Source organism: Virgibacillus oceani (assembly GCF_014638995.1).
GTDB classification, from domain to species: Bacteria; Bacillota; Bacilli; order Bacillales; family Amphibacillaceae; genus Virgibacillus_E; species Virgibacillus_E oceani.
On record NZ_BMFR01000018.1, the window covers coordinates 33,410 to 59,068 of the forward strand.

The following is a 25,659-nucleotide window of genomic DNA, read 5'->3' on the forward strand; positions in this document are numbered from 1 at the left end:
TATAATTATATGGTTCATTTACCATTTCGTAAAGTACAAGTATTGGATCAAGGACACACATATATTTCCCCTGCTTCACCTTCTTTTTGAACACTTTCAAACAATTTTAAAGAATACAAGCAAATTCATTGTGATGTTACTTAAATTACTATATAATACAATTAAGTAACATTAGAGTCGGAGGTGAAACAATGGAGTTTGTCGAGCCAATTAAAGAAATAGGAGATATTAAAGCAATAAAGGCAATATTACGGCAGCATTCACAACGCGATGTTCTGTTTTTCGTCCTTGGTATTAACACTGGGATAACCATTCGTGATTTGCTTTCCCTAAAAGTAAAGGATGTATGGGATGGGAACGAACCGAGGAAATTTTTAAATATTACGGAAAGCCATACCTTTCGGGAAAAAGCTTTCTACCTCAACCGCAGTGCAGCAAGAGAATTAACAACCTATCTTTCCAACAGTAATGCTGATCAGAACGATTGCTTGTTTAAATCAAAGAAAAACAATAATCCGATCACCCGGCAGCAGGCTTATCGGATCGTAAATCAGGCGGCAAAAGATGCTGGATTGACTGGTAAAATTGGCACTCATACACTGCGAAAAACATTTGCGTACCACGCTTACCAAAAAGGGATTGCCATTTCGATTATCGCCAAAATTTTAAATCACCATTCCTCCTCTGAAACGTTACGTTATATTGGCATCGATAAACATGAAAATAACACAGTAAAGGTGGATGTTAATTTGTAACTAGACAGGCTGCCATTTTCCGCTTTTCAAAACTATCACAAAGAAAGGAATGAAAATCATTGTGAATGTATTGGTTTCCAAATTAAAGGAAGTATTATATGCAGTTCTTCCAATCACCATTATGGTTTTAATTTTAAGTTTGACGTTAGCCCCTCTTGAACCCACTTTATTATTTCGTTTTATTATTGGTGCTGTTCTAATAATTATTGGTTTATCCATCTTTTTATTTGGTGTCGACATTGGAATAACGCCAATTGGCCAGACCATTGGTTCATCAATTGCGAAGTCGAATAAGATTTGGATTGTTATAATAGCAGGTTTATTGCTTGGATTCTTCATCTCAATAGCGGAACCTGACCTTCATATTCTTTCAGGACAGGTCGAGATGGTGACATCAGGGCTTATCAGCAAAACAAGCCTTGTAGTTGTCGTATCTGTTGGAATTGGGTTATTGATCGCAACTGGACTGGTTCGAACCGTTTATAACTTTCCATTATATAAACTGTTAACTATTTTGTATCTGATTATTTTTGCACTTGCGATTTTTACATCACCTGAGTTTTTAGCAATTTCCTTTGATGCGTCGGGAGCTACCACAGGTGCATTAACGGTACCTTTTATTCTCGCACTAGCTTTGGGTATTTCCTCCCTTAAAAAAGACAGTAAAGCTTCCGAAAAAGATAGTTTCGGACTGGTCGCCGTCGCTTCAACTGGAGCCATCATAACTGTCATGATCATGAATATCATTATGCAAACGGATGAAATGTCCGGCAATTTAGAAACAGCGCACACAGATACGAATTCAATCATCAGCCCGTTTCTGCATGAATTTCCAACCATCACATTTGAAATCATTGTGGCTTTGTTACCGATTTTGATAATTTTCCTTGTATTTCAGAAAATATCCTTTAAACTATCTAAGAAGGCGGTACGAAAAATTTTATTAGGTACGCTGTTTACTTTTATTGGACTTGTCCTGTTTCTAGTCGGCGTAAATGCCGGATTTATGGATGTTGGAAGTATGGTCGGGTATAGTATCGCTTCTCTGGACAATAAAGCATATATCATTATAATTGCATTTGCCTTAGGTGTTGTTACCATCCTTGCTGAGCCGGCAGTGCATGTCCTTACTAACCAAATAGAAGATGTAACAAGCGGCTATGTGAAACGATCTGTCGTATTAGGGACCCTGTCGATTGGTGTTGGGCTGGCAGTACTTCTATCAATCCTTAGAGTTCTAATACCTGACCTTCAATTGTGGCATTATTTGCTGCCCGGATACCTGATCGCAATTGCACTGACCTATTTTGCTCCAAAGCTATTCGTTGGGATCGCTTTTGATTCAGGCGGTGTTGCATCCGGTCCGATGACAGCAACCTTTATTCTAGCATTTGTGCAAGGTGCTGCCGAAGCAACAGATGGTGCGAATGTTCTGGTTGACGGATTTGGCATGATTGCCCTGGTTGCCATGACACCTTTAATTGCGTTACAGCTATTGGGACTTGTCTTTAAACTAAAATCCAAAAAGGGAGGAGTGAAGCGTAGTGTCGAGTAAAACCGAAATGAAGGACCTGGAATTGGTTTGTATTATCGTAAACAAAGGGTTGGGCAGTAAAATTATGCAAACTGCTAAAAAGCACGGCATCTCGGGCGGAACGGTGCTGGTTGGTAAAGGTACCGTTAATAACAAAATCCTTGAAATGTTAGCCTTAAACAATGTAAAAAAAGAAGTTATTTTAATGGGCTCTAATAAGGGAATAGCCAGTCAAGCGCTTGAGAAACTAAACGAAAAATTTAAATTCAATAAGCCAAATCACGGCATAGCCTTTACTACCTCTATAAATAAGATTTTTGGTGCAAGCAGTTTTAAACAAGATCGGATAATTGAAAGCGGAGGTGCGGATAGCAATATGTATCATGCCATTACTGTGATTATTGAAAAGGGAAATGCGGAAGATGTAATTGATGCAGCAACTGAAGCCGGATCAAAAGGTGGTACGATCATAAATGCAAGAGGATCGGGAATTCACGAAACAAGCAAAGTATTTTCGATGGCCATTGAACCAGAAAAAGAGATTGTATTAATTCTTTCGGAACAAGAAAGTACAGATGCAATTGTTTCTTCCATCCGAAAAAAACTTAAAATAGATGAGCCGGGAAATGGCATCATTTTTATTCAGGATATAAATGAAACTTACGGCTTGTATAAATAACAGCAATCGAGCAGCTCACATACCACATGTAAGCTGCTTTTGCTATATGGTACGGCCGCCTATTCTTATTTCAGATTTGGCGGCCGTTTTTGTATAGCAAACAAGGAGAATGTATATTTTATATGCCGTATCCATATGGACGAAATTGACTGCTAAAAGAAACCTATTCATGATTCAAACAGCATAACAGCCCTTCCTTATTTTGCTCGAACTGGATTAAATCAGCTTTAATGAAAAGACAATACAATAAATTAGTAAAAATTAATTTCCTCATAATCAATATCATTTACATATTTCTCGATTGCTCTCTTTTCCTCTGTATCCATGTTTGTGATAAAGGCAATAAATTGAACCTTCCATTCCAATTCTGCCTGCTTCTCCTTTATTGCCGTGGATGATAAATCAACGGCATCATCCCGAAATTCCTCATAGAACACCATTTTCACCAAAATCGCCAGCTCTATATCACCAAAAGTCCTAAAAAGTGCCGCATAATCATCAGTCAGCAAACAATTGCTGTTCATTAAGTCAATATAATCATAAAGGGAATGAAAATTTTCCAGAATCATTTCAACTTTGTCTGTCGTATCTTTACACCCCATGATTTTTTCGGTTACTAATCTAAAATGTTCATCACTCATTCTATCTGATGCATTGAATGCAGTTACAATGGATTTTGATTTTATTTCCTTTTCCATGATGACTGCCGTTTGCAAGTTATCATGATTGGAAGCGTTTATAATCATTTGGATAAGATCGATCCCACACTGTTCCATATACACTTTCATTTTAGATTCACCTATATTTAAGTCACAGCCCACTTGGTCAATTGCTTTATATATAATAGAATGAGTCTGAGAATCATTCAGTTGGGTGAAAAGATGTTCTAATTGATTATATTGATTTTCGGATATTCTTAACCGATTGGCATTCCCACCTGATAAAATAGAAAATACAGCATTATTAAATACCAGCCTAAATATATTGAAAAGCTCGATACGATAATCAAACCTGCATACTTTTCCATAGTTAGTTAACAGCATTTGAAGATCTACTTTGCTGAACAACCTGCAAAATTCTGTTTCTATTCTTAAATTCGTTAAATACTGTTTGATATAAAAAACCCCTTGAACACCCATATCGTCAATTGCTAAAGGATAATCAATGCTTGCCATTGTATTAGGAGCGTCAAATATACTGTCATACTTTCTTAAAAACACAGGTATCGATTCGCTGATGGTCAGGTTGTAAGCTTCTACCGCCACATCCAATTGGTTCATATGGATCTTTTTGTAAAGTTGTTCCGTTTCCCTGAAGCAATCATGAACCAATCCAAGCCCTTTCTCATAAATACTGTTTATCCTTGCTGTTTTTAAGTAGATAACAGCTTCTTTAGGATCATCAAACTGAGACGTATAAGCATCTATGGCATACAAAATCGAAGCAAAGATCCCTTCTGCCGTATCAGTACTAACGGAGGAACTTTTACCTCGTGTATATTGTCCAATCAACTTTTTCAGAATAACCAGCAATTGGCCTTGTATGCCATATACTTCGTTACTATTCAGCATTCCGGATCGTAATGCTTCATTTAAAAGTGACAGCGTGTACTGGTTGTGTGATAAATAGGATTTTCGAATGTTTCCGCTCGCCGCTAATGATTGAACACTTTTTTCTGAATCCATTAAAGTTCATCCCTTTCAAGCACAGATTCCCTAAATTGAGCATCGCTCCTGAACTGCTCCTGAAATTCTTCTAGAAAGCTTTTTAACATTTCGATAGAGCCATTGCATGTATCATCAAAGTTTTCTTTCATAATGCCTATAAGCAAGGAATCACTTATCCTGTCTTCTGTCTCATTTTTTACATAATGAAAAATTTCCTGAAGTTCATTTAATGTTGGGACAAAATTTACATTCTCTACATATGGGGATGTACAAAAAACCTCAGATAATTCTTTAATCACCTCAACTCCTAGTTCCACACGGCCATGGTCCTTTAACACCCGGTCTCTGACAAGTATCATGTTTTTAATTTCATCACGAGTTAGGATTAGACCATATTCTGTTGTTTTTTTATTTACCTTCAATAATTCATCTATATATTTTTCCAGCATGAAAACATCCATCGTACCCAGCAAACGAGGTAAAAACATAAAGTATTCCTCCCATTCCACATTTCAGGATTTATTACTTGACTTTTATAAATTAATATGATATAATTAAATATTATAATTTTATACAATTAATTATTATAATCTTCCACTGAATATTTGTCAATTCTATTTATCAAGGCTGATTTACATATAACAAAAGCCTAAGAGAATTATTTTTTCTCTTAGGCTTTTGTTATTTTGTATTTTCCATGCGAAGCAGCGCTAGATTGCATTATTTATGATAGCTATGGAATTAAAATCACTTTCATCCTATACCAAATGATGCTTCATCCATACATTTGGTTCAATGTAAATGCCCTTGTCAGCATTCTTATCTATCTGTAATGGTACTAACCCATCTTTTATGGTATAGCTTCCCGATGCCGGCAATTTCATATTGGTCCACTCTTCCCACTCCTTGATGGAAGCAGGAATGATCATAGATGATTCCGCCACTTTCATGATCGATGCGCCCATTGTAACATGGGTTCTTATCCAAGGATCAAACGGGGTTCCGTCTTCCCTTTTCCAGCTAACGTATTCTTGTATAGGTATAAGCGGGTATTTGCTTTTTAACGAAGGGCGAACAGGTGCTACCATCTTTTGTAAATTGTTTTTAATAGCTAACCCCTTCATTTCCCTAACCATTAGCTTACTAAGACCTTTACCTCTAAATTCCGGATGAATAACAATAGCTAAGGCTGACAACGAATTTGGTTGTACGTTATTTTCATAATCCAGTATTCCTTTTTCAAAGACTCCATCCCATCCTGTTGGCAGGCTGTCTTCATTGCCATTCCAATCAAAAGAAATTGCATTACCACAAGCCATAGGTTGGTTTTTTTCGTTTAGAATAAGATATTGAAATTCAGGAAACCTGGTAAATAATTGATTCCAATACTTTTCCGCTATAGGGTCCTCCCTCATATAGGTAACCCATCCAATGCTATGCAAATTATTTAATTCATTTTCTAAATCCGGACGTTCTTTTAATGTAACCACGGTGTATTTTTCAAGCATTAACACATCCCTCTCTGTCTTTTTAGTGATTGCCGGAAGATAGACCAAATGCTGCATCACCATAGAAGTAATTTTATTTTATTGCTATTCAGCCGTGTTATAGTTTAAATTTTCCTATTTTCTCATTAAGTTCTTCTGCCAATTTTGCAAGCTGTGCTGAACTTCCAGCTATTTCTTCCATTGAGCTGCTGGACTGTTGTGCAGATGCTGCTGTTTCCTCTATCCCTGCAGCTGCTTCCTCAGAGACGGATGCTATTTCTTCGATCGAACCATTCATTTCACGACTATTGGATTCAATTTCAGATAAATTACCTGATACTACTTTAATACTTTCCACCATCTCAGTAACAGAATGACGAATATCGTTAAACATTTCATTAGTAGATTCCATTTGAACTGTTCCCTGTTCAACCGCAGAATACCCATCCAATAAAGAATCCGCTACAATATTAGATTCAGTTTGTATAGTTATTACGATTTCGGTTATATCCTTAACCGATAACGCAACCTGCTCTGACAGTTTTCTTACCTCATCAGCAACAACAGCAAATCCTTTACCATGCTCACCTGCTCTAGCTGCCTCAATTGCCGCATTCAGTGATAAAAGGTTTGTTTGTTCGGCGACATCCTTAATGATTGATACAAGTTTGGAAATTTCCTTTGATTGATTATCCAAATTTTGTACCTTGTCAACAGCATCTTTAACAATACCGTTAATGTTATCCATTTGTTCTGCAGACGCATTCATTAGTTGTCCGCCCTTCGTTGTCATCTGTAATACTTTTTCAGAATTGTTTAGAATCCGTTCCCCATAATTATTTGCTTCTTCAACTTTGTTCGTAAAAGTTCCCATAATATTGGCCATGTCACCTGCACTATTAGCCTGTGTTTCCGAACCGGAGGCAAGTTCTTCCATTGTTGTTGCAACCTGCCCCGTTCCAGCTCTAACCTCATTTGCGGCCTGTGTTAGTTCTTCACTTTGACTTGAAACTGTTCCAGATACCTCATTAATTTGATTTAATAAACTGCGCATATGCTGATTCATGTCATTTGCAGCATGAACAAGTTGTCCTATTTCATCTTTTGACGTTGTTTCTAATAATTCTTGTCTAAGATCACCCTCCGCTATTACCTTCATCCTATTCTTAACTGTCACGATTGGTTTTGATATATGTGATGCCGTTTTAATTGCTGCTATAATTGCCATTACAGCGATAATAATGGATATACCTATATCAATTAACAATGATGTATTACCATAGGAGGTAATATCTTCCCCGGCATGTGATTGAACAGTCTCTTGTTCTGCTGCCATTGCTTTGAAACCGTCCAATATTTCCCGTTCCAGCGGCTTTACTTCTGAAACCATAATTTCCATTGCCTTTTCCTTATTTCCAGTGTCATATTCCTTAAACACCGAATTTATCGCTTCTGCCCAGACAATCTTTTTCTCAACTAAATCTTTAACCCCATCTGAATCATCTAATTTCAAGACTTTATTTTCAAGCTGAATACTTTCATCTGTAAAACTATCAAATTTCGTTTTTAAATCCGTATCTCCATATAAAAGATATCCCCGTACTAACGAAGTTCTTTCAGACATATTTAAAGCTATTTTTTCACTGGTTATCAGAAGCGGTACTTGATCATCCACAATTTTACTAATGTTATCATTTATCGCTTTTATAGCTAAATAGTTATAAAATCCCAGCAAAATGACTAAAAGTACGACGATCGAAAATCCAAACAATATTTTTCTTTTAATACTATTAAACATTATTATTTCCCTCAATTCCGTTAATTTAATTCTATACAGAACCATGTTAACCAGCAGTATCTGCCAAACATTTTATACTAATAGTTGGATCAAACTACTTTATAATTATTATCGGTTCATTAGTTTATTTGATATATGATTTCCATTAAAGTTGTAAGATTAAATATCGTTAAAAAATATTGAAATATACGATAAATCAGGATCGGGAATCATTAAATTGAGAAGAGTATGACGCAAGCGTAAAAAGATACTAAGATTAGTGGGCAAAATCACCCGTCGATGACCTTATCCACTAATCTTAGTATGTTTAAACAATGCCCGTTAATTCCCCTACTCTTTATCATCGAATACAATTTCCAGTACAGCCAGCAGCAATGCACATATGATCTCTGCTTTTAAAGAAAGGGTGATGCTTTTCATAAACTCATCCACAGTAAAGAGACATAGCCAGTTTGATGAACCCTTCATACTGATCCGGATAAAGAACACGTATAATTTTGCAGTTATATTCCGGATAGACAGTACAAAAACCGCTTTGAAAAATAATTCAGCAATTACACTCAAAACAAAAAAACTGATTACAAAAACAATCAATGACCAGACAGATTTATAGTGAACGTCGAGCAGCTCAAAAATCCCCGCCAGCCCAAAAAAGTAAATGCCCAAAACAAAGCTGCCTACTAGTAGAATGAGAAGGATTATCCCTGCAACAACTGCTGTTTTTTCCTTTATCTTCATTTTGTGAAATGTATCATCGTCATTATCATTATGTACAGGCATACGGGTGCGACTCTCCTTTAGCCATTTTCTCTTGTCATCATGTAATCAAAAATAGTATATCAATCTTGAATAGTTTGTAAAGCTTCAAAGACATCCCTTTGTATCAATTAAATCTATTGAAATTAGCTAGTCTTGCTAATTTAAAAGCGCAGATCCTTACTTCGGAAATGCGCCTGATGATTGAATATCCCTTTTCATTTCCCCATTTTTTATTTTTGTAATTTCGTTGCCCTGCTTACCCCTAAACCCATCAATACTATCGATAAAACGACAAACAGAACCCAGTAACTATTGCTGCCAAATGCTAGCATTACCCCTATGACGGCGGACAAAATTGATGTTATTTGAAATGCTATCCACCTTATATCTTTTAACACTGGCCAGTTCACTACTACACCCCCGTATTTCACTTTTTATAGCTTAATTCACCTGACGTAAATACAAGAGAATATCATCTTCATTCAACTTTTTTAAATTGTATTTGCGAATCTTGCTATCTGTTCGAGAGCCATTTGATAAGCTTCTGTCGTAACACAAAAGCCTTCTGGTACTTGTATACCTTGAATTTTTGATAATTTCCCTAAGTTTAATCCTTTTGCTGCTTTTTTCCATTTCCCGAAAACCAAGAACCATAGAACTCATTATTTACCACTCCTAACTAATAGCGTCAATTGATTTTAGCAGTAGTAAGCGGGAACCAACAGTCTATAATTACCAATTTTTATATGCTATAATTAAATTAGGAAAGGGATAATGTGCAAGTTGCTAATCTCCCGATTCCGCATGCGAAAGCAGCTAAATTTATTTTATTATCACTCCGCTTATTTTCTTCAAAATACCTTGCGAAAGAAAGTAATTAATACAAACTTTTAATTTCAACATTGTCCGGCAGCTTGAATGGATTTTCTTTATTTGTTCTGTCATAAAACATTATCCCGTTTAAGTGATCTATTTCATGTTGAATAACAATGGAACCGTACCCTTTAAATTTGAAAATTACTTCCTTACCAGTTATATCGAATGCCTTTACCTTGATTCTCTCATATCTCGGAACAAATCCATTTACTTCCCTTTCAACCGAAAGACATCCCTCTCCTTGAGGCAAATAAATCATATGAGGAGAATGGCTTATGATTTTTGGATTAATTAACATATATTCGTTAACCTTTCGTCCATCTTCAAACAGTGCCGCAAACATACGTTTATCTAATCCAATTTGATTTGCTGATAATCCCGATCCAGGACGGAGCTTATATTTTTTTGATATATTTGGGTCTTGGCTGTTTTTTAGAAAGTGAAGCATACAAAGCAACGCATCTTTATCTTCATCAGAAATAGGAAGATTAACTTTCTCGGTCTTTTTTCGCAATATTGCGGAACCTTCTTTTACAATATCTTTCATTTTAATTATATAGTCGGGGGAAAACCTATTCATAAATAAACACCTCGTCAATTCTACGGTTTAACACTTTTGCAATAGAGTCTATCGAAAAAATTTATCATATTTATCAATGTCGTCCGGATTTAAACCTGTATTGGATTGGGCTTCCTTTTGCATAGATTGGTTGCAGTTTTTACACACATAAAACGACTCCGGATTTTTTTTGATTTTGTTATACTGCTTATCCGTATGATTAATTGTAAATTTCTTTTTGCAAAACATGCAAATAGTATTCAGCATACTATCCTAACCTCCCAATTATCTGTACTAATTATATCGCTTTTCGTTTTCTGGCCAATGAACCTGTCAAATATTGGCCCAAATATGGTGTTGCCAAAGATGAAGGATTAAGTTGCCTATTCCAGTATTTCTTGACATTCCATTGGCAGACTATTTTTCAGGCAATTCCTCTCTTTTACAAACAATATGAATAGGATTACCATCTGGATCCTGTACGTAGCCAGCCCTTAAGTTTAAAAAGTCGTGCGGTTGGGAAACCACTGTGACACCATTTTCTGATAGGTATTGAATTGCTAAATCCGTATCCTCAGTCCACAAAACGATTTCACAGCCTTCATTTTTACCCGGATTTAAACCATGGACCTCCTTTAGGGATTCCTTAGTTGCCAAGCCCACTACAAAACCATCTAATACTAATTCGTGATGTGTTGCTTTACCACCGATTTCCGCCGTAAATTGCAATTCAAATCCAAGTTTTTCGTAAAATTTTCTTGATAGTTCCAAGTTATCTACATAAAGATTAATTTGCGGTGTCATGAATCTCATAAACATGCCTCCTTATAATGTCCTTTAGGTTTTCCATTGCTTATAGAAGATGAACTATTGTTATTTAAAGATAAAAATTTGAATTCCTCTTTACCCGTGTTTGTTAACAGTATGGCCAACCTCCACGTGCCCGCCGGCTTCTACTTTAGCTAAAACTCCAAAAATCGCATCATGATTTGTTGCCAAAGTGCGGAGCATATGATCATCTTTAGGTAACTCCTCTTGCGCAAAATTAACCATTACACAACGTTTTAATGGAGCGACAACTCTAAGCATGACATCTGATCCAATTTGGATGACATGATTTAACCATTTCTCCTCGATGAACCCCTCATCCTGTACGTCAATAAGCAGATTTGCTCTAAACCGTCGTGGGTCTACAGGCTTTCCCAATTGCTCACTCAAAGCACGAATTGATGAACTTGTTATGATGCTTATCGGACCCTCGTCAAAGTGTGAAATAGCTTCTTCGCGTGCTAAAGTCACTGGATATCCCGCAAAATCACTCAATGCCATATGGATAGTTGGATCATCCCCGCGGTAAACAGAACCATCGTGCATCGTTACAACCGGGACAGAGCCTTCATATCTTGCCTGGAGTTTAAACAACCCATCTATTCGTTTAAAACGCCTGGTAGTTTTCCCGCTTCCAAATTTCCCTTCACGATTTTGAATTGCCCACAAACGATCACCAATTAGACCTCGCTGATCCACCTGAATTGCTGAAAGAGACTCCCCTAAAAGGGATTTTACAGGGAACCGACGAATTTCCTTTACCTGACCTACCGGATGATTATCACGATATTCCATCCTTTAATCCTCTCCATTTCTTTGGTTGTGTTAGCATATATTATATTGTTATAAATAGACTTTCACCTACGCTTACTATGATTTCTACTGTTTTCCCGGATAATCCTGCAAAATCCCCAAAAATTATAGTAAAGTGTTATAGGCAAGGAGCTAAATAAAATGAAGGATAAGGATGACTATAAAATATAAGCATATACATGTTATTAGAAATAATATCAACAGAAAGGGATGAGTGGATGAATTTCAATATAGAGGAAGCAATTGATCTATTGGATCGCACACCACAAACATTGGAATACTTTTTAATCGGATTACCTGATGGATGGCTGCAATGTAACGAAGGTGAAGGAACGTGGAATGTCCCAGAAGTTATTGAGCATTTAATTGAAGGAGAAAAATATAACTGGATTCCGCGGTTAGAGACCATACTTCAGGAAAGTAAACATAGGTCCTTTCCCCCATTCGATCGTTTTTCCCACCTAAACAAAGCTGAAAGATCGATGGAGCAAAAATTTCTTGAGTTTAAAACAGTTAGAACACAAAATATAATTAAACTACAGTCGCTAATCGATCCGGAATTGCACCTTGAACGAACTGGATACCATCCCGAATTCGGTGTCGTAAAATTAAGAGAATTACTTTCCACATGGGTCGTTCATGATCTGACACACATTTCCCAAATAGCCCGGATAATGGCGGAAAGATATAGAGCAGATGTGTGTCCATGGATAGAATATTTAGGTATTTTGAAAAAGTAATGGGGCAAGATCTTTTGAATTTCCCCATTTGGATATATTGCCTTAAGTATGTATTAACTAATCCAACAAATATCGTTTCTTGCTTTCTATTTTATTTTCAAAGTCTTCCGTCAAATTTGATAAGTCTTCCTTATTAATCGTGACCGTTACGTTATTACGCGACCGAAAAATTGTTTAAGTTCCTGCACATCATCCATTTTAGGTCTTCTTATCTCACCTTTTAATAGCCACATTTCCTTTATAAATACAGTAAAGAAATTAATATCCTTTATCAGGAATTAAGTTCCTACCCTATCCATTTCTTAAATTGCCCTTTATAATAGATAAGATGAATCTTAAAGTAAAGGTGTTTCAATCATGAGCTTACTAACAGTCAAAAATTTAAGTCACGGATTCGGAGACCGGGCGATTTTCGATGATGTTTCGTTTCGATTATTACAGGGAGAACACATTGGACTAATTGGTACCAATGGTGAAGGCAAGTCCACGTTTATGAATATTATTACAGGCAAACTGGAGCCTGATGCTGGAAATGTCAGCTGGTCGAAGCATGCAAGGGTTGGCTATTTGGATCAGCATGCTGTCTTAAAGCAAGGCATGACAATTCGAGATGCGCTTAGGACTGCCTTTCAATATTTGTATGATATGGAAGCAGAAATGAACCAACTCTATGCAAAAATGGGAGATGTTGACCCAGATGAATTAGAGGTTATTTTAGAAGAAACTGGCCGAATACAAGATGCACTCACAAATAATGACTTTTATATTATTGATGCAAAAGTTGAAGAAGTTGCGAATGGTCTTGGTTTAGATGACTTTGGATTAGAGCGTGATGTAAATGACTTAAGTGGCGGACAGCGCACAAAAGTATTGCTTGCTAAGCTGCTGCTGGAAAAACCGGATATTCTGTTGCTTGATGAACCGACAAATTATCTTGATGTAGAGCATATTGAATGGTTGAAAAGTTATCTGCTTGCGTATGAGCATGCTTTTATTCTCGTCTCACATGACATTCCATTTCTCAATAGTGTTGTTAATCTAATCTATCATATGGAAAATCAGCAATTATCAAGGTACCCGGGGGATTACAACGAATTTTTACGAGTGTATGATATGAAAAAACAACAGCTGGCAGCGGCCTACAAAAAGCAGCAAAAAGAAATTGCTGATTTAAAGGACTTTGTAGCGCGAAACAAAGCGAATGCAGCGACAAGCAGAATGGCAATGTCCCGCCAAAAGAAGCTGGATAAAATGGATGTTATTGAATTAGATTCCGAAAAACCAAAACCTGAATTTCGCTTCAAACTGGCAAGGACACCTGGCAGATATCTCTTTGAAACAAATGGGCTTGTAATCGGATACGACGAACCCCTTTCCAGGGAGCTTCATTTGACAATGGAACGCGAGCAGAAAATTGCCTTATCTGGTGCTAACGGTATCGGAAAGACTACTTTGCTCCGAAGCATACTTGGAGAAATTCCATCCTTATCAGGTTCCGTTCAATTAGGGGAACACGTGCATATCGGATACTTTGAACAGGAAATGAAAGAAACAAGCAAAAACACATGCATAGAAGAAATTTGGGATACGTTCCCCCACCTTAATCAATATGAAGTTCGTGCTTCTTTGGCGAAATGCGGTCTTACAACAAAGCATATTGAGAGCAAAGTTCAAGTATTAAGCGGCGGTGAAAAGGCTAAAGTCCGCCTATGTAAATTAATCAATCAAGAAACAAATCTGCTTGTTCTTGATGAGCCTACCAATCATTTGGATCACGATGCAAAAGAAGAACTAAAACGCGCACTGAAGGACTATAAAGGCAGCGTTCTCCTCATCTCACATGAGCCAGCATTTTATGAAGGAATTGTCACGGAAGTATGGAATTGTGAGGATTGGACAACGAAAGTATTTTAAACGGTGCAGGGGAACGATTGCATGGTATCATAAAGCATAGGAACCGTCCCCCTGCTTCACCTCTCGTCCAATATATCCTTAATTATTTCTATATGAAATGCTGCCCATGCTTTTTCTTTAAAATGAAAAATAGCACTTATTGTTAGAATAATAAGGTACAATGAAACGAAAATGGTCCAGATCAGCATGTTTTCAAATAAAAACTCCTGGATTTTGTTTGAAAACAAGAATAAGAGCCAGGGAATTGCTGTAACGAAGATTGGTATAATGCCGGTACCATTTTGTTCTTTAATCATTCGATAATAAATCAATTGGAGTGTCTTACTGTCAAGGGTTTCATAGAAGGATTTGATTTCGGCCGTTTCTTTTAATTCCTTGTTAGAATCAATACCTTTTTGTTTTTTTACCATCAAATAAATTTTATGTGCATCTCCACGAAAAGTAAACATGATGTCCTCCTTTTCACATGTCTAACCTTATCCTCCCTCTTTTTTCACCTTCTATGTAAATGGGACATAGGATCTGTCCCCACTTTCCGCTATTGCCTTTTCTCTGTGACCGTTTCGTTTACCCGACCATACATTTTTTCTACGCCGGCTGAGGATGCTTCAAAATCAAATGCATTTTCTGCTAAAATTCCCATGCGATTAGCCTCCCTTCCAGCATCTATATTTGCACCAAGAAAAATAAAGTCCCAATGGTGTTTTTCCTGCTGGTTCGCAATTAATGTCTTTACTTTATCATAGGTAAATTCACGGCTGGCATTCTCTAAACCATCTGTAGTTATTACAAAAATGACTTTGCCGGGATGTTCTGTTTCATGGCAATCGGCTAACCTGTGACTGACATCCAGAATAGATTTACCCACTGCATCAAGCAATGCAGTCATCCCCCTGACATAGTATTCCTTATTTGTAAGTTTTACATGATTTCCATCAATTCCGTTCCACAAAAGTTCATACTTATCATCGAAAAGAACGGTTGTTACAATGGTTTCACCTTCCAGCTTATTCTGCATTTCCAGAAAAGCATTAAATCCGCCAATTGTATCACTCTCAAGCCCGCCCATAGAGCCGCTCCGGTCAAGCAGAAAAATTATTTCAGTTCGGTTTTTATTCATCTTCCCATCATCCTTTCGTTTTTAATCATGCTATAATGATAACGAAATGGACATATGATTTGGTCGCCTGTGAAGCGACATTTGGAGGTTCAGAAATGCTAAAGGAAAAATTGTTACTAGAACTGCAGAAATATCTAGATGAAAACCGCGTCCAGTTTGAATTTAGCTTATATGAAACAGAAAGGGCATTTCCCCATGTAAATGCCGAACCGTCAGAGTTGGAAAATTATATTATCACCAATCGTAAAGCTTCATTCGCGGAAACGTTATTTAATTTTATCGATCAAAAAGGATTAAGTGACGCGGATGTGTACAAAAAGGCAGGAATTGACCGAAGACATTTTTCCAAAATACGATCCAACCCTGATTACCGGCTTGGCAAAAATGCAGCAATTTCCCTTGCCATAGCCCTTCAGTTAAATAGTGAGGAAACCGATCAACTGTTAAGTGCTGCTGGCTATTCACTTTCAGACAACGATACGTTCGATTTAATTATTAAATTTTGCCTGGAGAAAAAAATATACGATATCGATGATGTTAATCAGGCATTGGAGCATTTTAGTATAAAGCCGTTAATCCGTGCTGGAGTTTAATTAAATCAGATAGTTTGAACAATTTTTCCTATAGGTGATAATCTTAAGATATTAATATCAAAGGAGTGATGAGTTATGCGATTTCCTATTCCAGAAACTACATTACATGATGGTCTAACGCTTCCAGTTATCGGTTTTGGTACATATCGTTTAAAAGGAAGTGCTGGAGTCAATGCCATAAACAATGCAATAGATTTAGGCTATCGGTTAATTGATTCTGCTTATAATTATGAAAATGAAGGAACTGTAGGTGAAGCCGTTCGTCGCAATTCCATTAACAGAGAGAAATTACGAATTACTTCCAAGCTGCCAGGGCGTTACCAGGAGTATGATAATGCTATAACAACGATTCAGGAATCCTTATATCGGGCAAATTTAGATTATTATGATTTATACCTTATCCACTGGCCGAATCCAGTACAGGATAACTATGTGGAGGCATGGCAGGCTTTGATTGAAGCTAAAAAGAGAGGGTATATCCGTTCCATTGGTGTATGTAACTTCCTTCCAGAACATATTGAACGGCTAAAAAAAGAAACGGGCGTTATTCCAAGCATAAATCAGATCGAACTGCATCCCTTTTTTAACCAAGAAGAACAAAGAAAGTGCAATACTGAATATGCTATTAAGACCGAATCATGGAGTCCATTAGCGAGGGCAAATGAGGTAATGCAAAATGAAACCTTGAGGAAGATTGCTGTGGATCATAAAAAAACTATTTCCCAGGTAATTTTACGCTGGCATTATCAGCTTGAAGCAATAGCAATCCCTAAATCAGCATCACCCGAACGTCAACTGGAAAACATTTCTATTTTTGATTTTTCCCTAACAGAGAAAGAAATGAACACCATTTCAGGATTATCCCAACCAGACGGAAGAATAAAAAACCAAAACCCTGCGACCTATGAAGAGTTCTAAACTGGGACAAGGGGTCATGGGACAAGGGGTCAGACCCCTTGTCCCAACAGCCTGCCTATCTGACAAAGTCTCCTTGTATTGGCTCCTCCCCTATTTCAAACTGGATGCGAATCGAATTTCCTTCAAAAACGTTTGGTGAATCCATTACTTGAAAATGAATATGCGGTTCGCTGGAATTTCCCGAATTGCCGCATTGACCAAGCAATTCTCCCTTTTCAACATGGTCACCCGGTTTAACCACAATTGAATTTTTCTTGAAATGGGCAAGCAGGCTATACTCCCCATTTTCATGTTTGATTATTACATGATTTCCAAGAGGCTTTTCAGAATTCATCCCGCCTGGTATATTATCGTTGATGTCATTAACTACTTCTATGACCTCCCCGTCTGCAGGCGCTAATACCTCTTCCCCAAATGCATAGTAATGCTTGTTCATTTTTGGATTCCCATGATGGGTACTGCCGTTTTTCATCATTACCAAATCATAAGCATACCGTTGAGTGGCCGTTACATAATGATAATTAATGAATTGATTTGTCCCTCCCCAGAATACAAACCATTCATCATTGATTGGCATAGAATATTTGTTATCAGTATATAGTTGATCCGTTTCGGGATAGGATGCCAGGGGCGCCAATTGCAGGAGCTGAATCGTTCCGTGTTTGCCGAAAACGACCTGAACGCCCCTCGTTTCTGCCCCATCAACCCAAACAAAGCGTTTCATATGCTTGTTCATCCTGAAACTTGTTTCCAGATTGTATCTGGTTACACCTTGATTAAAGGATTCAGCAAGCTGTTCAAAATCATCTAATGAAACGTTCTGCTGAAATTGTTCTGTTGTTTGCCGATAAATTCTGGAATAATCCCCCTGCAAAAACACTTCATTGAATTCTTCCGGTAAAATCCTGTCTTTTTTCTTAACCTTTTGTACGTCCGTTCTTTGACTGATTTCGATTGTTCCAGTGTCTCCCATCAGGTTAGCAGACTGACCTGACATTGCAGAGAATGGAAGAATACCCGCTGCAATCAATGCAACTATACTGCTTTTCACCTTCAAAACTAACACTCTCCTCTATTTTTTGATTAATCTGTCTACTTTATTTACGAATATACCTTAATAAAGTTCCATAGTACACATTAAAGGTGCTGAATTAAATCTTCATAGTATGCTTTTAAGTGCTTTTTTAACGACACAGGTTCTATAATTTTTAACGATTTTCCATAGCTGGCCAGATACGTAATGATAAATTCAATCTCTTTTGGGACAAGGGGTCTGACCCCTTGTCCCGCTATTTAAAGCTGGAAAGATCGATTGCTTCTGCCATTTTCTTGTATCCAGCATCGTTAGGGTGCAGATGATCTCCCGCATCATACTTGGAGAGATAGCGTTTAGGGTCTTTTGGGTCCCTTAGTGCTTTGTCAAAATCTATCACTCCATCGAATTCTGCCTTATTCCTGATCCAGTGATTTACCTCCTGGCGAGTTTTTTCCCCTTTTTCTGTGTACATTCCTGAATCCTTGAATGGAGTTAATGTCCCACCGTATATTTTTAGTCCCTGTTCATGGGTAGCTTTGATAATTTGTTTCATTCTCTCAATAATTTTTTCTGCACCATAATCCGGGTGATGTCTAATATCATTCAACCCTTGATGCAGGATTACTGCCTTAACACCTGTTTGACTGAATACATCCCGCTCAAGCCTTGCCAGAGCGTTTTCCCCTTTATCAGGCTCACTGTTGATTAGCTGATTGGCTGAGATTCCAGCGTTCAATACAGACATTTTGGTAGCTGCATTTTCCTGCTTCAATCGTTTCGCCAGATAATCCGGCCATCGATGGTTCGCATTCACTGTCGAATGATTTCCATTCGCAATGGAACTCCCCATTACAACAATTGCACCGTTTACGGAAGGATCTGGCATAACGTCCACCCCAGCCAGCCAAAACCATGCTTCTTCATTTGTTTTAAAAGCTTCGGTATTGGCGTCCGATACATGATTTCCATTTGAAATATAGGTCGTTTGCATAGAATGCGGATGCCATGTAGCAGGTCCTGTTTCGTCACTAACGTAAAGACTGACGGCAAGATTTTTACCACGGTTGACCTTAAAAGAGATTGGATCACTAAACTTTTCCTTCCCAGGTGGAATGGTTACTGATTGATCACCACCAAACGTAACCTGTTGGTCTGTACCGGGAACAATCTCTGATCCACTTTTAGAAACCGCCACGTGTATCTCCTCAATAGATAGTGGATCTTTACCAAATGTATTCGATAGCCGAATCCGCATTTTTTTGCCATCTAAATGAGGATGAATAATTTGCCGGACGGTACGATTCTCGAATCCTTTTTGAGAAATGCCATCTTCATAAGGTGCTTGCATACTTGCATTCCAAGCTCCTGTCCAATTTCCATTAATCTGTTTTTTGTCATTGGAAGCTATCCACTCCCTAACTCCAAACACAATAAAGATGAGGATAATCACAATTGCAATCATCACATATAGTACACGCTTCATTATTTTTCTCGCCCTTCATGTTGTTTGTATTGGCTCTATCAGCACCTAAAATTAGTGTTAGAATTTTCTTTTAGGGTATACTGCCTTCTGTCATCGTGAAACTATAAAATAACAAAAAGTATTATACAAAGCTACTATTACACATATCTCCTGTTCTGCTGACCTGGGACAAGGGGTCTGACCCCTTGTCCCATGACCCCTTGTCCCACTGGTTTTTTTGGACTTAAAACTTTTTAAGCATGGTGTGCGTCTATTTAGTGTACCTGAATTTAAAGGAGCTCTTTCTTCATGAGGAAAACTAAAGCAGAGGATAACGTAATTACGTTTATAATAGAAAATCAGGAAAATTTTTATCGTTTGGCGTTCAGTTATGTCAAAAATGCCCAGGACGCTTTGGATGTTGTTCAGGAATCGATCGAGAAAGCTATTCGGAAAAAAGATTCAATAAAAGATAACCAATCCGTGAAAAGCTGGTTTTACCGGATTGTTGTCAATACATCGCTCGATTTTTTGCGAAAGAATAAAAAAATAGCTTTAGTTGATGATGATACACTGGACTATTTTCGATCGGGCAAGCAGGATACATACGAAGACATCGACTTGCAAAGGTCACTTGAGCAACTTCCCATTACATACAAAAGCATCATCATCCTAAGATTTTTTGAAGATCTTAAGCTGGATGAGGTTGCCGATGTATTAAATGAAAATACGAACACGATTAAAACACGCTTATACCGGGCATTGAAATTGCTTCGTGTGGAAATGAATGAAATGCAATGAACCATCATACACATTGGGGGACTGAATGTAGTGGATAAAAAGCTGAAAAAATTAAAAAATGAATATAAAAACACCCCTATTCCAGAAGATTTGGATAAGGTGGTACAACAGGCAATCAAACAAAATAAGAAAAAGCGGCTGCATCCTAATTCTAAATGGTTCATCGGATTAGCAGCAGCAGTGATTATTTTCATGGTAAGCATCAATACGAGTACTGCCGTTGCACAAAGCCTGTCAAAAATACCTGTTGTCGGCTCGATTGTAGAGGTTTTGACAGTACTGGAAATCCATGTGAATGAGGATAATTTTAATGTAAATGTAAAGGTTCCACAGTTAAACAATCTGGAAAACAAAGACCTCGAAACAAGTCTTAACCAAAAGTATCTGGAGGAAAATAAAGAACTGTACCAGTCATTTTCCGAAAAAATGAAGGAAATGAAAAAAACTGGTAATGGGCACTTAAGTGTAGATGCAAGCTATAATGTACTGACAAATGATGACGTTATATTCTCAATCAAACGAACGGTTGTGGAGACACAGGCTTCAGCATACACGACCAACAAATTCGATACGGTTGATAAACAAAAACAAATCATGCTGACACTGCCAATTTTATTTAAAAATGATCATTATATTAACGCAATTAGTGAAATAATAAAAGAACAAATGCGTGAACAAATGAAAAATGATCCAGGTGTCATCTATTGGCTAAGCAATGCGGGTAATGAAGAATTACCTGCCGAAGAGCTGTTTAATCAGATTGACGCGAACCAGAATTTCTACATTAATGATCAGCATAAATTGGTTATTGCATTTAACGAGTATGAAGTGGCTCCAGGCTATATGGGGGCGGTTGAATTCGTCATTCCAACAGAGAAAATCGAAAATCTCTTAGTCGGTAATAAATATATACAATAGACGTTTTCCATACGGCCACAATGGGAAATAACCAATCATAGACAACAATGGCAAAAACATCCGGGGGAATTTTTGATGAGACAACGAAAACATTTAAATCGCAAAGGAAAATGGCTGGTGTTTGCGATTATGACAATAACGGCATTTATTATTGCGGTATTAGTAGGTGATCATGAAGCCACAAAAGCGAAACAAAGCAGTGAACCCATTTCATCGCTATCCGCTGCACCGATCATACCTACATTTGAGTCTAAGGAGGAATTTTCCAACTCCGCCTTAAACCAGTCAATTAAAGAAAAAAGTTTGGAGGAAAAGGAAGCATTAATTGCCGAAAAACGAAAAGATCAGCGGGAAAAGGAGCAGCAGACAAAAGCAATCTATTTAACATTTGATGATGGACCGACATCGCATACGGACCAGCTGCTGGATATCCTTGATCAATATGAAATGCAGGCAACCTTTTTCATGCTTGGTCCAAATATAAAGCAGTATCCAGATGCAGTGAAGCGGATGGCGAATGAGAAGTTTGGACTGGGGTTGCACGGGATATCACACAATATTCATGACATCTACCAAAACAGTCAATCACCTACGAAAGAAATGAAAGAGGCACAGCAGATTTTAGAGAACGTTACTGGTATTCATTCGCCATTAATTCGCCTCCCCTATGGAAGTGTGCCATATTTGACAGAGGAAATGCGGTATTCACTATATCAGCATGAATTTACCATATGGGATTGGAATGTTGATAGTGAAGACTGGGAACTTGGTGATGCGCGTTATGTGCAAACCACCATAAAGGAAATCGAGGAGCTTGAACAATCCGGGCAGACTCCGGTTGTGCTATTGCATGATAAAAAGGAAACGATAACCCATTTGCCGAAACTGTTGAGCTACCTAAAGAATAATGGTTATCATACAGAAAAAATTACAAAGGAAATACCCGCATTAACGTTTACATGCAATGGAAGATGTTATGCGATTTAAACTAGATTTTAGGGGCGTATAGAAGTGTTTAAAAAAGTACTTGCACCGCCATTTATCATTTTGATGGCATCCTTTGCGCTGTCAGGGTGCAATCACGATGCAGAATTGGCGGAAAAAATTCATACAAAACTGGAAAAATCGGCACAGCTTGAGAAAGCATTTACTCAGGATCAGCAAAATCTTTTAAAGCTTAGTCAGAAAGAAAAGCTAACCTATGACGAAATCGGTTCGCTCACAATCGCTCAGGACCGTGAACTAAAGAGAAAAATAGATGAAGCAGAAGAATATAATGCAAACATGACTCAGCTTTTGCAAGACACAAAGGAAAGCTTTGATGAGGCATATCGGCAAGTTTTAACTATCCATCCAGCAGTTAATAAAATAGAACAGCCGGAGGAAAAGAATCAAGCGAATAAGCTGATAAAATTAATGGAAAAACGCCATGATGAGATGGGACACTATTACAAGCAATACACAGAACTTCTACAGCTAAACCACGGCCTTTATGACTTAATTAGGGAAGAAGAGGTTAATCCAGATGAAATTGATGACCAAATCGCAGCAATCAATCAAGCAAATAATGAAATGCTAAAGACAGAAAAACAATTTAACCAATACACAAACAAATACAACAAAGCTAAAAAAAAATATACCTATAAATTGTAACAAGGGATCCCATTGTCACGCTATATCTCCTTTAAAAAGGCAGCAGCATACTAGTGGAACTGCTCTATTGGTTGATTATTTAAGGGTATAATCGCGAATCTGCCGTGTATGACTTTCTGTCGGCAAATTTCTTTTGGAATTATTTGCGGATCTGCCGTGGGTGACGCTCTTTCGGTTGATTTCTTTTGGATATAAAGAACCCCTGTTAATCTTGTGTATGTGATAAAAAAGACAATACTCAGCAAAAATAAACCGCATGAAACCAAACTAATACACTTGATTCATGCGGTTGTATATTAACAATTTGTATTTAATTCCATTTATTTTCCACCATGCATCTTGTTGTTATTTTAAATTCTCCACTTGAAGATCTGCTTCCACTTTATCCAACGCCAGTTTCAAGTCCTTTATTATATCCGTACTATCTTCAAGCCCAACGGATAGCCTAATTAATCCGTCCGTTATGCCAAATTTGACTCTTTCCTCCGGCGGGATTGCTGCATGTGTCATCGAAGCAGGGTGCTGGACCAATGTTTCCGGGTCACCTAAGCTGAATGAAATCATTGCAAGCTCTAGATTATTTATTAAAGCTTTTCCCGCTTCGACTCCTCCTTTCACTTCAAACGAAACAATCCCCCCCATCCCTTTCATTTGTTTCTTCGCTAAATGATGTTGTGCATGTGAAGCTAAACCAGGATAAAAAACATTTTGAATCATTGGATGTGATTCAAGAAACTCGGCTGCTTGCTGGGCATTGCTACAATGTTTATCCATACGTAATCCAAGCGTTTTTAATCCACGGATTATTAAATAAGCATCCCAAGCATTTAGATTTTGCCCTAAATTCCCCATAAATTTTTTACGCATTGTTTGTATAATATTTTTATCACCTACAACAAATCCTGCCAATACATCTCCATGACCGTTTATATACTTTGTTGCACTGTGCAATACAATATCCGCTCCATATTCCAGAGGATTTTGCAGATAGGGGCTCATAAACGTGTTATCAACAATCAGCGGAATTTCAACAGATTTGCAAAGTGTAGCGATTTCTTCTATATCAAGTATGGTAAGACAAGGGTTAGACGGTGTTTCGATATAAATTGCTTTCGTGTTTGGCCGGATTGCATCGTGTATTTGCTGAACAGATGTACAATCAACAAAGCTTGCTTCAATTCCGAACCGTGGTGCAAGCGATTCCATAAAACTATATGTCCCGCCATAGACATCCTTCGTGACAATCACATGGTCGCCATTTTGTAAAAACGTTAGCAATGCTGTTGATATAGCAGCCATACCGCTGGCCAGCCCCAAGCAATCTTCGCCACCCTCTAATAAGGCAATTTTCTTCTCTAGTGTTCGAACCGTGGGATTGCCATACCGGCCATAACAGACACCTTCTTTCTCGCCCGAAACAACTGCCTCTGCCGCTTCCGAATCTGGAAAGGCATACGCAACTGCAGGTGTGATCGATTGAGTTACCATTCCAGTTTCAGCATCGGGATATAAGCCTTCATGAATTATCTTTGTCCCCTGTTTCCATTCCATATGAACTTCACCTTTTCATTTTGTATAATTGTATACAATTTATTATAAAATGAAACATATACCCTAAAATGGAATATATGTTAGTTTTGCTTAACAAACTGCGAATTCTTGATTCTTTCAATTGCTGCTTCCATACTGCTATTCACATGATCTTGTGCAAACAACTCCGCTTTCTCCAGGTCACCTTTTTCAATATAATCAAGTATCAATGCATGATCATCCTTGTTTTTGTCAAGCTGCTCTGCCCTATTTATTAGACCTAATCGACGGTATCGGTTAATATGGTCATTAAGCAGGTTCAATAATTTTGTTGCAGTTTTATTACCGCTTATTTCATATAAATACGTATGAAATTTCATACCGAAATAAACTTGATCCTCTTGTATACCTTGTACTTCAGCATCTTCTATCATTTTTGTAATATGCTTTAAATACGTAATATCCTTTTTCGTTGCACGTTCCGCTGCATCCCTAGCTACAAGTCCTTCCAGTCTGCTGCGAATCATAAATATTTCTTTTGCTTCCGTAGCTGAAATAGGGGCTACTTTTAACCTGCCGTTCTGTTTTCTCACCAATAATTCTTCATGTTCCAACTGCTGCAAGGCTCCCCGTAATGGTGTTCTGCTGACATCAAGCTCCTTTGCCAGGCTCTCTTCCACAACATTTTCGTTAGGCTGCAGACTGCCAGTTATAATTTTTTGCTTGATTTGTTCATAAACAAAATCTTTTGTCACAACCCGCACATTGCGATCACCACTGGACATTCCTCTTAGCACCTTCTCTTTGTATAATTGTATACAGTTATTTTGCCTGAATCGTTCATGTTTGTCAATGTCTGATTACTCTAAATTGAAACTTATATTCATGCTAACCCGTAAAATTATAGTGGCTAAATTTTTTAAAGGAGGAAATCAAATAAAACCCCTAACTAAAAAGCGTTCAAAAGCATTTGCAATAGACTTCATCCTTTCCACCACAGTAACTGCAGATTTGGAGTTTGCATTGCGAAAGAAGATTAAAAATGTAATGGTCCATGCATTGGTCACCCCTTCACTTGTTATGTGGACATTAGAGTATGCACAACTAAGGCAGAGCGGCCAAACGAAGCTTTAAGCGGGACAAGGGGTCAGCGGGACAAGGGGTCAGACCCACTAGCGTTGCACAGCTTACAGAAACTGTAAATTAGTAATTTGTATAT

The 25,659-nt window shown here is 37.7% G+C and carries 28 protein-coding genes and 1 pseudogene; 12 read left to right on the forward strand and 17 right to left on the reverse strand.

From position 1 onward, the window contains the following. The first annotated feature begins 191 nt into the window (after window positions 1-191). The 3 genes from IEV74_RS16410 to IEV74_RS16420 all read left to right on the forward strand — a co-directional run bounded on the left by IEV74_RS16410 (window position 192) and on the right by IEV74_RS16420 (window position 2,968). Window positions 192-755, forward strand: a complete 564-nt coding sequence (locus IEV74_RS16410; RefSeq protein WP_188456454.1) for a tyrosine-type recombinase/integrase — start codon at window positions 192-194, stop codon at window positions 753-755. A 61-nt stretch (window positions 756-816) separates the two neighbouring features. Next, window positions 817-2,310 carry a DUF1538 domain-containing protein gene (locus IEV74_RS16415; protein WP_188456479.1) on the forward strand — a complete coding sequence of 498 codons (1,494 nt, stop codon included), beginning with the start codon at window positions 817-819 and terminating at the stop codon, window positions 2,308-2,310. Continuing rightward, window positions 2,300-2,968 (forward strand): P-II family nitrogen regulator, encoded by a 669-nt coding sequence (locus tag IEV74_RS16420; protein ID WP_188456455.1) that lies wholly within the window; start codon window positions 2,300-2,302, stop codon window positions 2,966-2,968. The genes IEV74_RS16415 and IEV74_RS16420 overlap by 11 nt, the downstream gene beginning before the upstream one ends. Window positions 2,969-3,219: 251 nt before the next feature. Here the strand turns inward: IEV74_RS16420 and IEV74_RS16425 are convergent, their stop codons facing one another. From IEV74_RS16425 to IEV74_RS16475, 11 genes and pseudogenes are all read right to left on the reverse strand, one after another. After that, window positions 3,220-4,653: a DUF6179 domain-containing protein gene (locus tag IEV74_RS16425; protein WP_188456456.1), complete on the reverse strand. Its 1,434-nt coding sequence runs from the start codon at window positions 4,651-4,653 to the stop codon at window positions 3,220-3,222. Continuing rightward, window positions 4,653-5,123, reverse strand: coding sequence for a DUF6323 family protein (locus tag IEV74_RS16430; RefSeq protein ID WP_188456457.1), 471 nt, complete (start codon window positions 5,121-5,123; stop codon window positions 4,653-4,655). The genes IEV74_RS16425 and IEV74_RS16430 overlap by 1 nt, the downstream gene beginning before the upstream one ends. 270 nt (window positions 5,124-5,393) lie before the next feature. Next, window positions 5,394-6,143: a GNAT family N-acetyltransferase gene (locus IEV74_RS16435; RefSeq protein ID WP_188456458.1), complete on the reverse strand. Its 750-nt coding sequence runs from the start codon at window positions 6,141-6,143 to the stop codon at window positions 5,394-5,396. Between the two features lie 97 nt (window positions 6,144-6,240). Continuing rightward, on the reverse strand, window positions 6,241-7,920 hold the full coding sequence (locus tag IEV74_RS16440) for a methyl-accepting chemotaxis protein (protein ID WP_229683221.1): 1,680 nt from the start codon (window positions 7,918-7,920) through the stop codon (window positions 6,241-6,243). 330 nt (window positions 7,921-8,250) lie between these two features. Further along, the gene (locus IEV74_RS16445; protein ID WP_188456459.1) at window positions 8,251-8,700 is read right to left on the reverse strand and encodes a YrvL family regulatory protein; all 450 of its coding nucleotides are present in this window, start codon (window positions 8,698-8,700) and stop codon (window positions 8,251-8,253) included. 209 nt (window positions 8,701-8,909) lie between these two features. After that, the gene (locus IEV74_RS16450) at window positions 8,910-9,089 is read right to left on the reverse strand and encodes a hypothetical protein (RefSeq protein ID WP_188456460.1); all 180 of its coding nucleotides are present in this window, start codon (window positions 9,087-9,089) and stop codon (window positions 8,910-8,912) included. Window positions 9,090-9,185: 96 nt separating this feature from the next. Beyond that, window positions 9,186-9,342 (reverse strand): annotated as a pseudogene (locus tag IEV74_RS16455) (PEP/pyruvate-binding domain-containing protein); the annotation flags it as partial. A 214-nt stretch (window positions 9,343-9,556) separates the two neighbouring features. Continuing rightward, complete coding sequence (gene def, locus IEV74_RS16460) at window positions 9,557-10,135, reverse strand: peptide deformylase (RefSeq protein ID WP_188456461.1); 579 nt, start codon at window positions 10,133-10,135, stop codon at window positions 9,557-9,559. 48 nt (window positions 10,136-10,183) lie between these two features. After that, window positions 10,184-10,381 (reverse strand): DUF2197 domain-containing protein, encoded by a 198-nt coding sequence (locus IEV74_RS20035; protein ID WP_188456462.1) that lies wholly within the window; start codon window positions 10,379-10,381, stop codon window positions 10,184-10,186. 150 nt (window positions 10,382-10,531) lie between these two features. Then, a complete protein-coding gene (locus IEV74_RS16470; protein WP_188456463.1) occupies window positions 10,532-10,927 on the reverse strand; it encodes a VOC family protein in 396 nt (131 codons plus the stop codon). A gap of 90 nt (window positions 10,928-11,017) precedes the next feature. Next, on the reverse strand, window positions 11,018-11,737 hold the full coding sequence (locus IEV74_RS16475) for an MOSC domain-containing protein (protein WP_188456464.1): 720 nt from the start codon (window positions 11,735-11,737) through the stop codon (window positions 11,018-11,020). Window positions 11,738-11,973: 236 nt separating this feature from the next. Between IEV74_RS16475 and IEV74_RS16480 the strand changes: the two genes are divergently transcribed. Further along, window positions 11,974-12,495 (forward strand): DinB family protein, encoded by a 522-nt coding sequence (locus tag IEV74_RS16480; protein WP_188456465.1) that lies wholly within the window; start codon window positions 11,974-11,976, stop codon window positions 12,493-12,495. A 357-nt stretch (window positions 12,496-12,852) separates the two neighbouring features. Continuing rightward, window positions 12,853-14,409: an ABC-F family ATP-binding cassette domain-containing protein gene (locus tag IEV74_RS16485; RefSeq protein ID WP_188456466.1), complete on the forward strand. Its 1,557-nt coding sequence runs from the start codon at window positions 12,853-12,855 to the stop codon at window positions 14,407-14,409. A gap of 56 nt (window positions 14,410-14,465) precedes the next feature. Here the strand turns inward: IEV74_RS16485 and IEV74_RS16490 are convergent, their stop codons facing one another. Next, a complete protein-coding gene (locus IEV74_RS16490; protein ID WP_188456467.1) occupies window positions 14,466-14,858 on the reverse strand; it encodes a hypothetical protein in 393 nt (130 codons plus the stop codon). An 89-nt stretch (window positions 14,859-14,947) separates the two neighbouring features. After that, the gene (locus tag IEV74_RS16495) at window positions 14,948-15,529 is read right to left on the reverse strand and encodes a vWA domain-containing protein (RefSeq protein WP_188456468.1); all 582 of its coding nucleotides are present in this window, start codon (window positions 15,527-15,529) and stop codon (window positions 14,948-14,950) included. 95 nt (window positions 15,530-15,624) lie between these two features. Between IEV74_RS16495 and IEV74_RS16500 the strand changes: the two genes are divergently transcribed. Together IEV74_RS16500 and IEV74_RS16505 are read left to right on the forward strand one after the other, a co-directional pair. After that, a complete protein-coding gene (locus IEV74_RS16500) occupies window positions 15,625-16,122 on the forward strand; it encodes a hypothetical protein (protein WP_188456469.1) in 498 nt (165 codons plus the stop codon). A 75-nt stretch (window positions 16,123-16,197) separates the two neighbouring features. Then, on the forward strand, window positions 16,198-17,040 hold the full coding sequence (locus tag IEV74_RS16505; protein ID WP_188456470.1) for an aldo/keto reductase: 843 nt from the start codon (window positions 16,198-16,200) through the stop codon (window positions 17,038-17,040). Window positions 17,041-17,095: 55 nt separating this feature from the next. On the opposite strand, the gene IEV74_RS16510 is transcribed toward IEV74_RS16505, so the two are convergent. Further along, window positions 17,096-18,091, reverse strand: coding sequence for a M23 family metallopeptidase (locus IEV74_RS16510; protein WP_229683224.1), 996 nt, complete (start codon window positions 18,089-18,091; stop codon window positions 17,096-17,098). Window positions 18,092-18,329: 238 nt separating this feature from the next. Next, the gene (locus IEV74_RS16515) at window positions 18,330-19,559 is read right to left on the reverse strand and encodes an SGNH/GDSL hydrolase family protein (RefSeq protein ID WP_188456471.1); all 1,230 of its coding nucleotides are present in this window, start codon (window positions 19,557-19,559) and stop codon (window positions 18,330-18,332) included. A 288-nt stretch (window positions 19,560-19,847) separates the two neighbouring features. On the opposite strand from IEV74_RS16515, the gene sigV reads away from it, so the two are divergent. The 4 genes from sigV to IEV74_RS16535 all read left to right on the forward strand — a co-directional run bounded on the left by sigV (window position 19,848) and on the right by IEV74_RS16535 (window position 22,910). Next, window positions 19,848-20,339, forward strand: a complete 492-nt coding sequence (gene sigV / locus IEV74_RS16520; RefSeq protein WP_188456472.1) for an RNA polymerase sigma factor SigV — start codon at window positions 19,848-19,850, stop codon at window positions 20,337-20,339. Between the two features lie 30 nt (window positions 20,340-20,369). After that, window positions 20,370-21,257 (forward strand): anti-sigma-V factor RsiV, encoded by an 888-nt coding sequence (rsiV, locus tag IEV74_RS16525; RefSeq protein ID WP_188456473.1) that lies wholly within the window; start codon window positions 20,370-20,372, stop codon window positions 21,255-21,257. A 75-nt stretch (window positions 21,258-21,332) separates the two neighbouring features. Beyond that, window positions 21,333-22,244: a polysaccharide deacetylase family protein gene (locus IEV74_RS16530; RefSeq protein ID WP_188456474.1), complete on the forward strand. Its 912-nt coding sequence runs from the start codon at window positions 21,333-21,335 to the stop codon at window positions 22,242-22,244. A 24-nt stretch (window positions 22,245-22,268) separates the two neighbouring features. Continuing rightward, window positions 22,269-22,910, forward strand: coding sequence for a YkyA family protein (locus IEV74_RS16535; RefSeq protein WP_188456475.1), 642 nt, complete (start codon window positions 22,269-22,271; stop codon window positions 22,908-22,910). Between the two features lie 345 nt (window positions 22,911-23,255). Here the strand turns inward: IEV74_RS16535 and IEV74_RS16540 are convergent, their stop codons facing one another. Next, window positions 23,256-24,461, reverse strand: a complete 1,206-nt coding sequence (locus IEV74_RS16540) for a trans-sulfuration enzyme family protein (protein WP_188456476.1) — start codon at window positions 24,459-24,461, stop codon at window positions 23,256-23,258. A gap of 80 nt (window positions 24,462-24,541) precedes the next feature. Continuing rightward, on the reverse strand, window positions 24,542-25,225 hold the full coding sequence (locus tag IEV74_RS16545; protein ID WP_188456477.1) for a GntR family transcriptional regulator: 684 nt from the start codon (window positions 25,223-25,225) through the stop codon (window positions 24,542-24,544). A gap of 121 nt (window positions 25,226-25,346) precedes the next feature. Here IEV74_RS16545 and IEV74_RS16550 point away from each other — a divergent pair, with 121 nt between their 5' ends. Further along, window positions 25,347-25,574 carry a hypothetical protein gene (locus IEV74_RS16550; protein WP_188456478.1) on the forward strand — a complete coding sequence of 76 codons (228 nt, stop codon included), beginning with the start codon at window positions 25,347-25,349 and terminating at the stop codon, window positions 25,572-25,574. Window positions 25,575-25,659 lie beyond the last annotated feature (85 nt).

Excerpts from the sequence above, each read along its gene's own strand:
- IEV74_RS16410 (WP_188456454.1), top strand. The coding sequence starts at position 192 with ATGGAGTTTGTCGAGCCAATTAAAGAAATAGGAGATATTAAAGCAATA.
- IEV74_RS16425 (WP_188456456.1), bottom strand. The coding sequence starts at position 4,653 with ATGGATTCAGAAAAAAGTGTTCAATCATTAGCGGCGAGCGGAAACATT.
- IEV74_RS16430 (WP_188456457.1), bottom strand. The coding sequence starts at position 5,123 with ATGTTTTTACCTCGTTTGCTGGGTACGATGGATGTTTTCATGCTGGAA.
- IEV74_RS16435 (WP_188456458.1), bottom strand. The coding sequence starts at position 6,143 with ATGCTTGAAAAATACACCGTGGTTACATTAAAAGAACGTCCGGATTTA.
- IEV74_RS16440 (WP_229683221.1), bottom strand. The coding sequence starts at position 7,920 with ATGTTTAATAGTATTAAAAGAAAAATATTGTTTGGATTTTCGATCGTC.
- IEV74_RS16445 (WP_188456459.1), bottom strand. The coding sequence starts at position 8,700 with ATGCCTGTACATAATGATAATGACGATGATACATTTCACAAAATGAAG.
- def (WP_188456461.1), bottom strand. The coding sequence starts at position 10,135 with ATGAATAGGTTTTCCCCCGACTATATAATTAAAATGAAAGATATTGTA.
- IEV74_RS20035 (WP_188456462.1), bottom strand. The coding sequence starts at position 10,381 with ATGCTGAATACTATTTGCATGTTTTGCAAAAAGAAATTTACAATTAAT.
- IEV74_RS16470 (WP_188456463.1), bottom strand. The coding sequence starts at position 10,927 with ATGAGATTCATGACACCGCAAATTAATCTTTATGTAGATAACTTGGAA.
- IEV74_RS16475 (WP_188456464.1), bottom strand. The coding sequence starts at position 11,737 with ATGGAATATCGTGATAATCATCCGGTAGGTCAGGTAAAGGAAATTCGT.
- IEV74_RS16480 (WP_188456465.1), top strand. The coding sequence starts at position 11,974 with ATGAATTTCAATATAGAGGAAGCAATTGATCTATTGGATCGCACACCA.
- IEV74_RS16485 (WP_188456466.1), top strand. The coding sequence starts at position 12,853 with ATGAGCTTACTAACAGTCAAAAATTTAAGTCACGGATTCGGAGACCGG.
- IEV74_RS16490 (WP_188456467.1), bottom strand. The coding sequence starts at position 14,858 with ATGTTTACTTTTCGTGGAGATGCACATAAAATTTATTTGATGGTAAAA.
- IEV74_RS16495 (WP_188456468.1), bottom strand. The coding sequence starts at position 15,529 with ATGAATAAAAACCGAACTGAAATAATTTTTCTGCTTGACCGGAGCGGC.
- IEV74_RS16500 (WP_188456469.1), top strand. The coding sequence starts at position 15,625 with ATGCTAAAGGAAAAATTGTTACTAGAACTGCAGAAATATCTAGATGAA.
- IEV74_RS16505 (WP_188456470.1), top strand. The coding sequence starts at position 16,198 with ATGCGATTTCCTATTCCAGAAACTACATTACATGATGGTCTAACGCTT.
- IEV74_RS16515 (WP_188456471.1), bottom strand. The coding sequence starts at position 19,559 with ATGAAGCGTGTACTATATGTGATGATTGCAATTGTGATTATCCTCATC.
- sigV (WP_188456472.1), top strand. The coding sequence starts at position 19,848 with ATGAGGAAAACTAAAGCAGAGGATAACGTAATTACGTTTATAATAGAA.
- IEV74_RS16530 (WP_188456474.1), top strand. The coding sequence starts at position 21,333 with ATGAGACAACGAAAACATTTAAATCGCAAAGGAAAATGGCTGGTGTTT.
- IEV74_RS16540 (WP_188456476.1), bottom strand. The coding sequence starts at position 24,461 with ATGGAATGGAAACAGGGGACAAAGATAATTCATGAAGGCTTATATCCC.
- IEV74_RS16545 (WP_188456477.1), bottom strand. The coding sequence starts at position 25,225 with ATGTCCAGTGGTGATCGCAATGTGCGGGTTGTGACAAAAGATTTTGTT.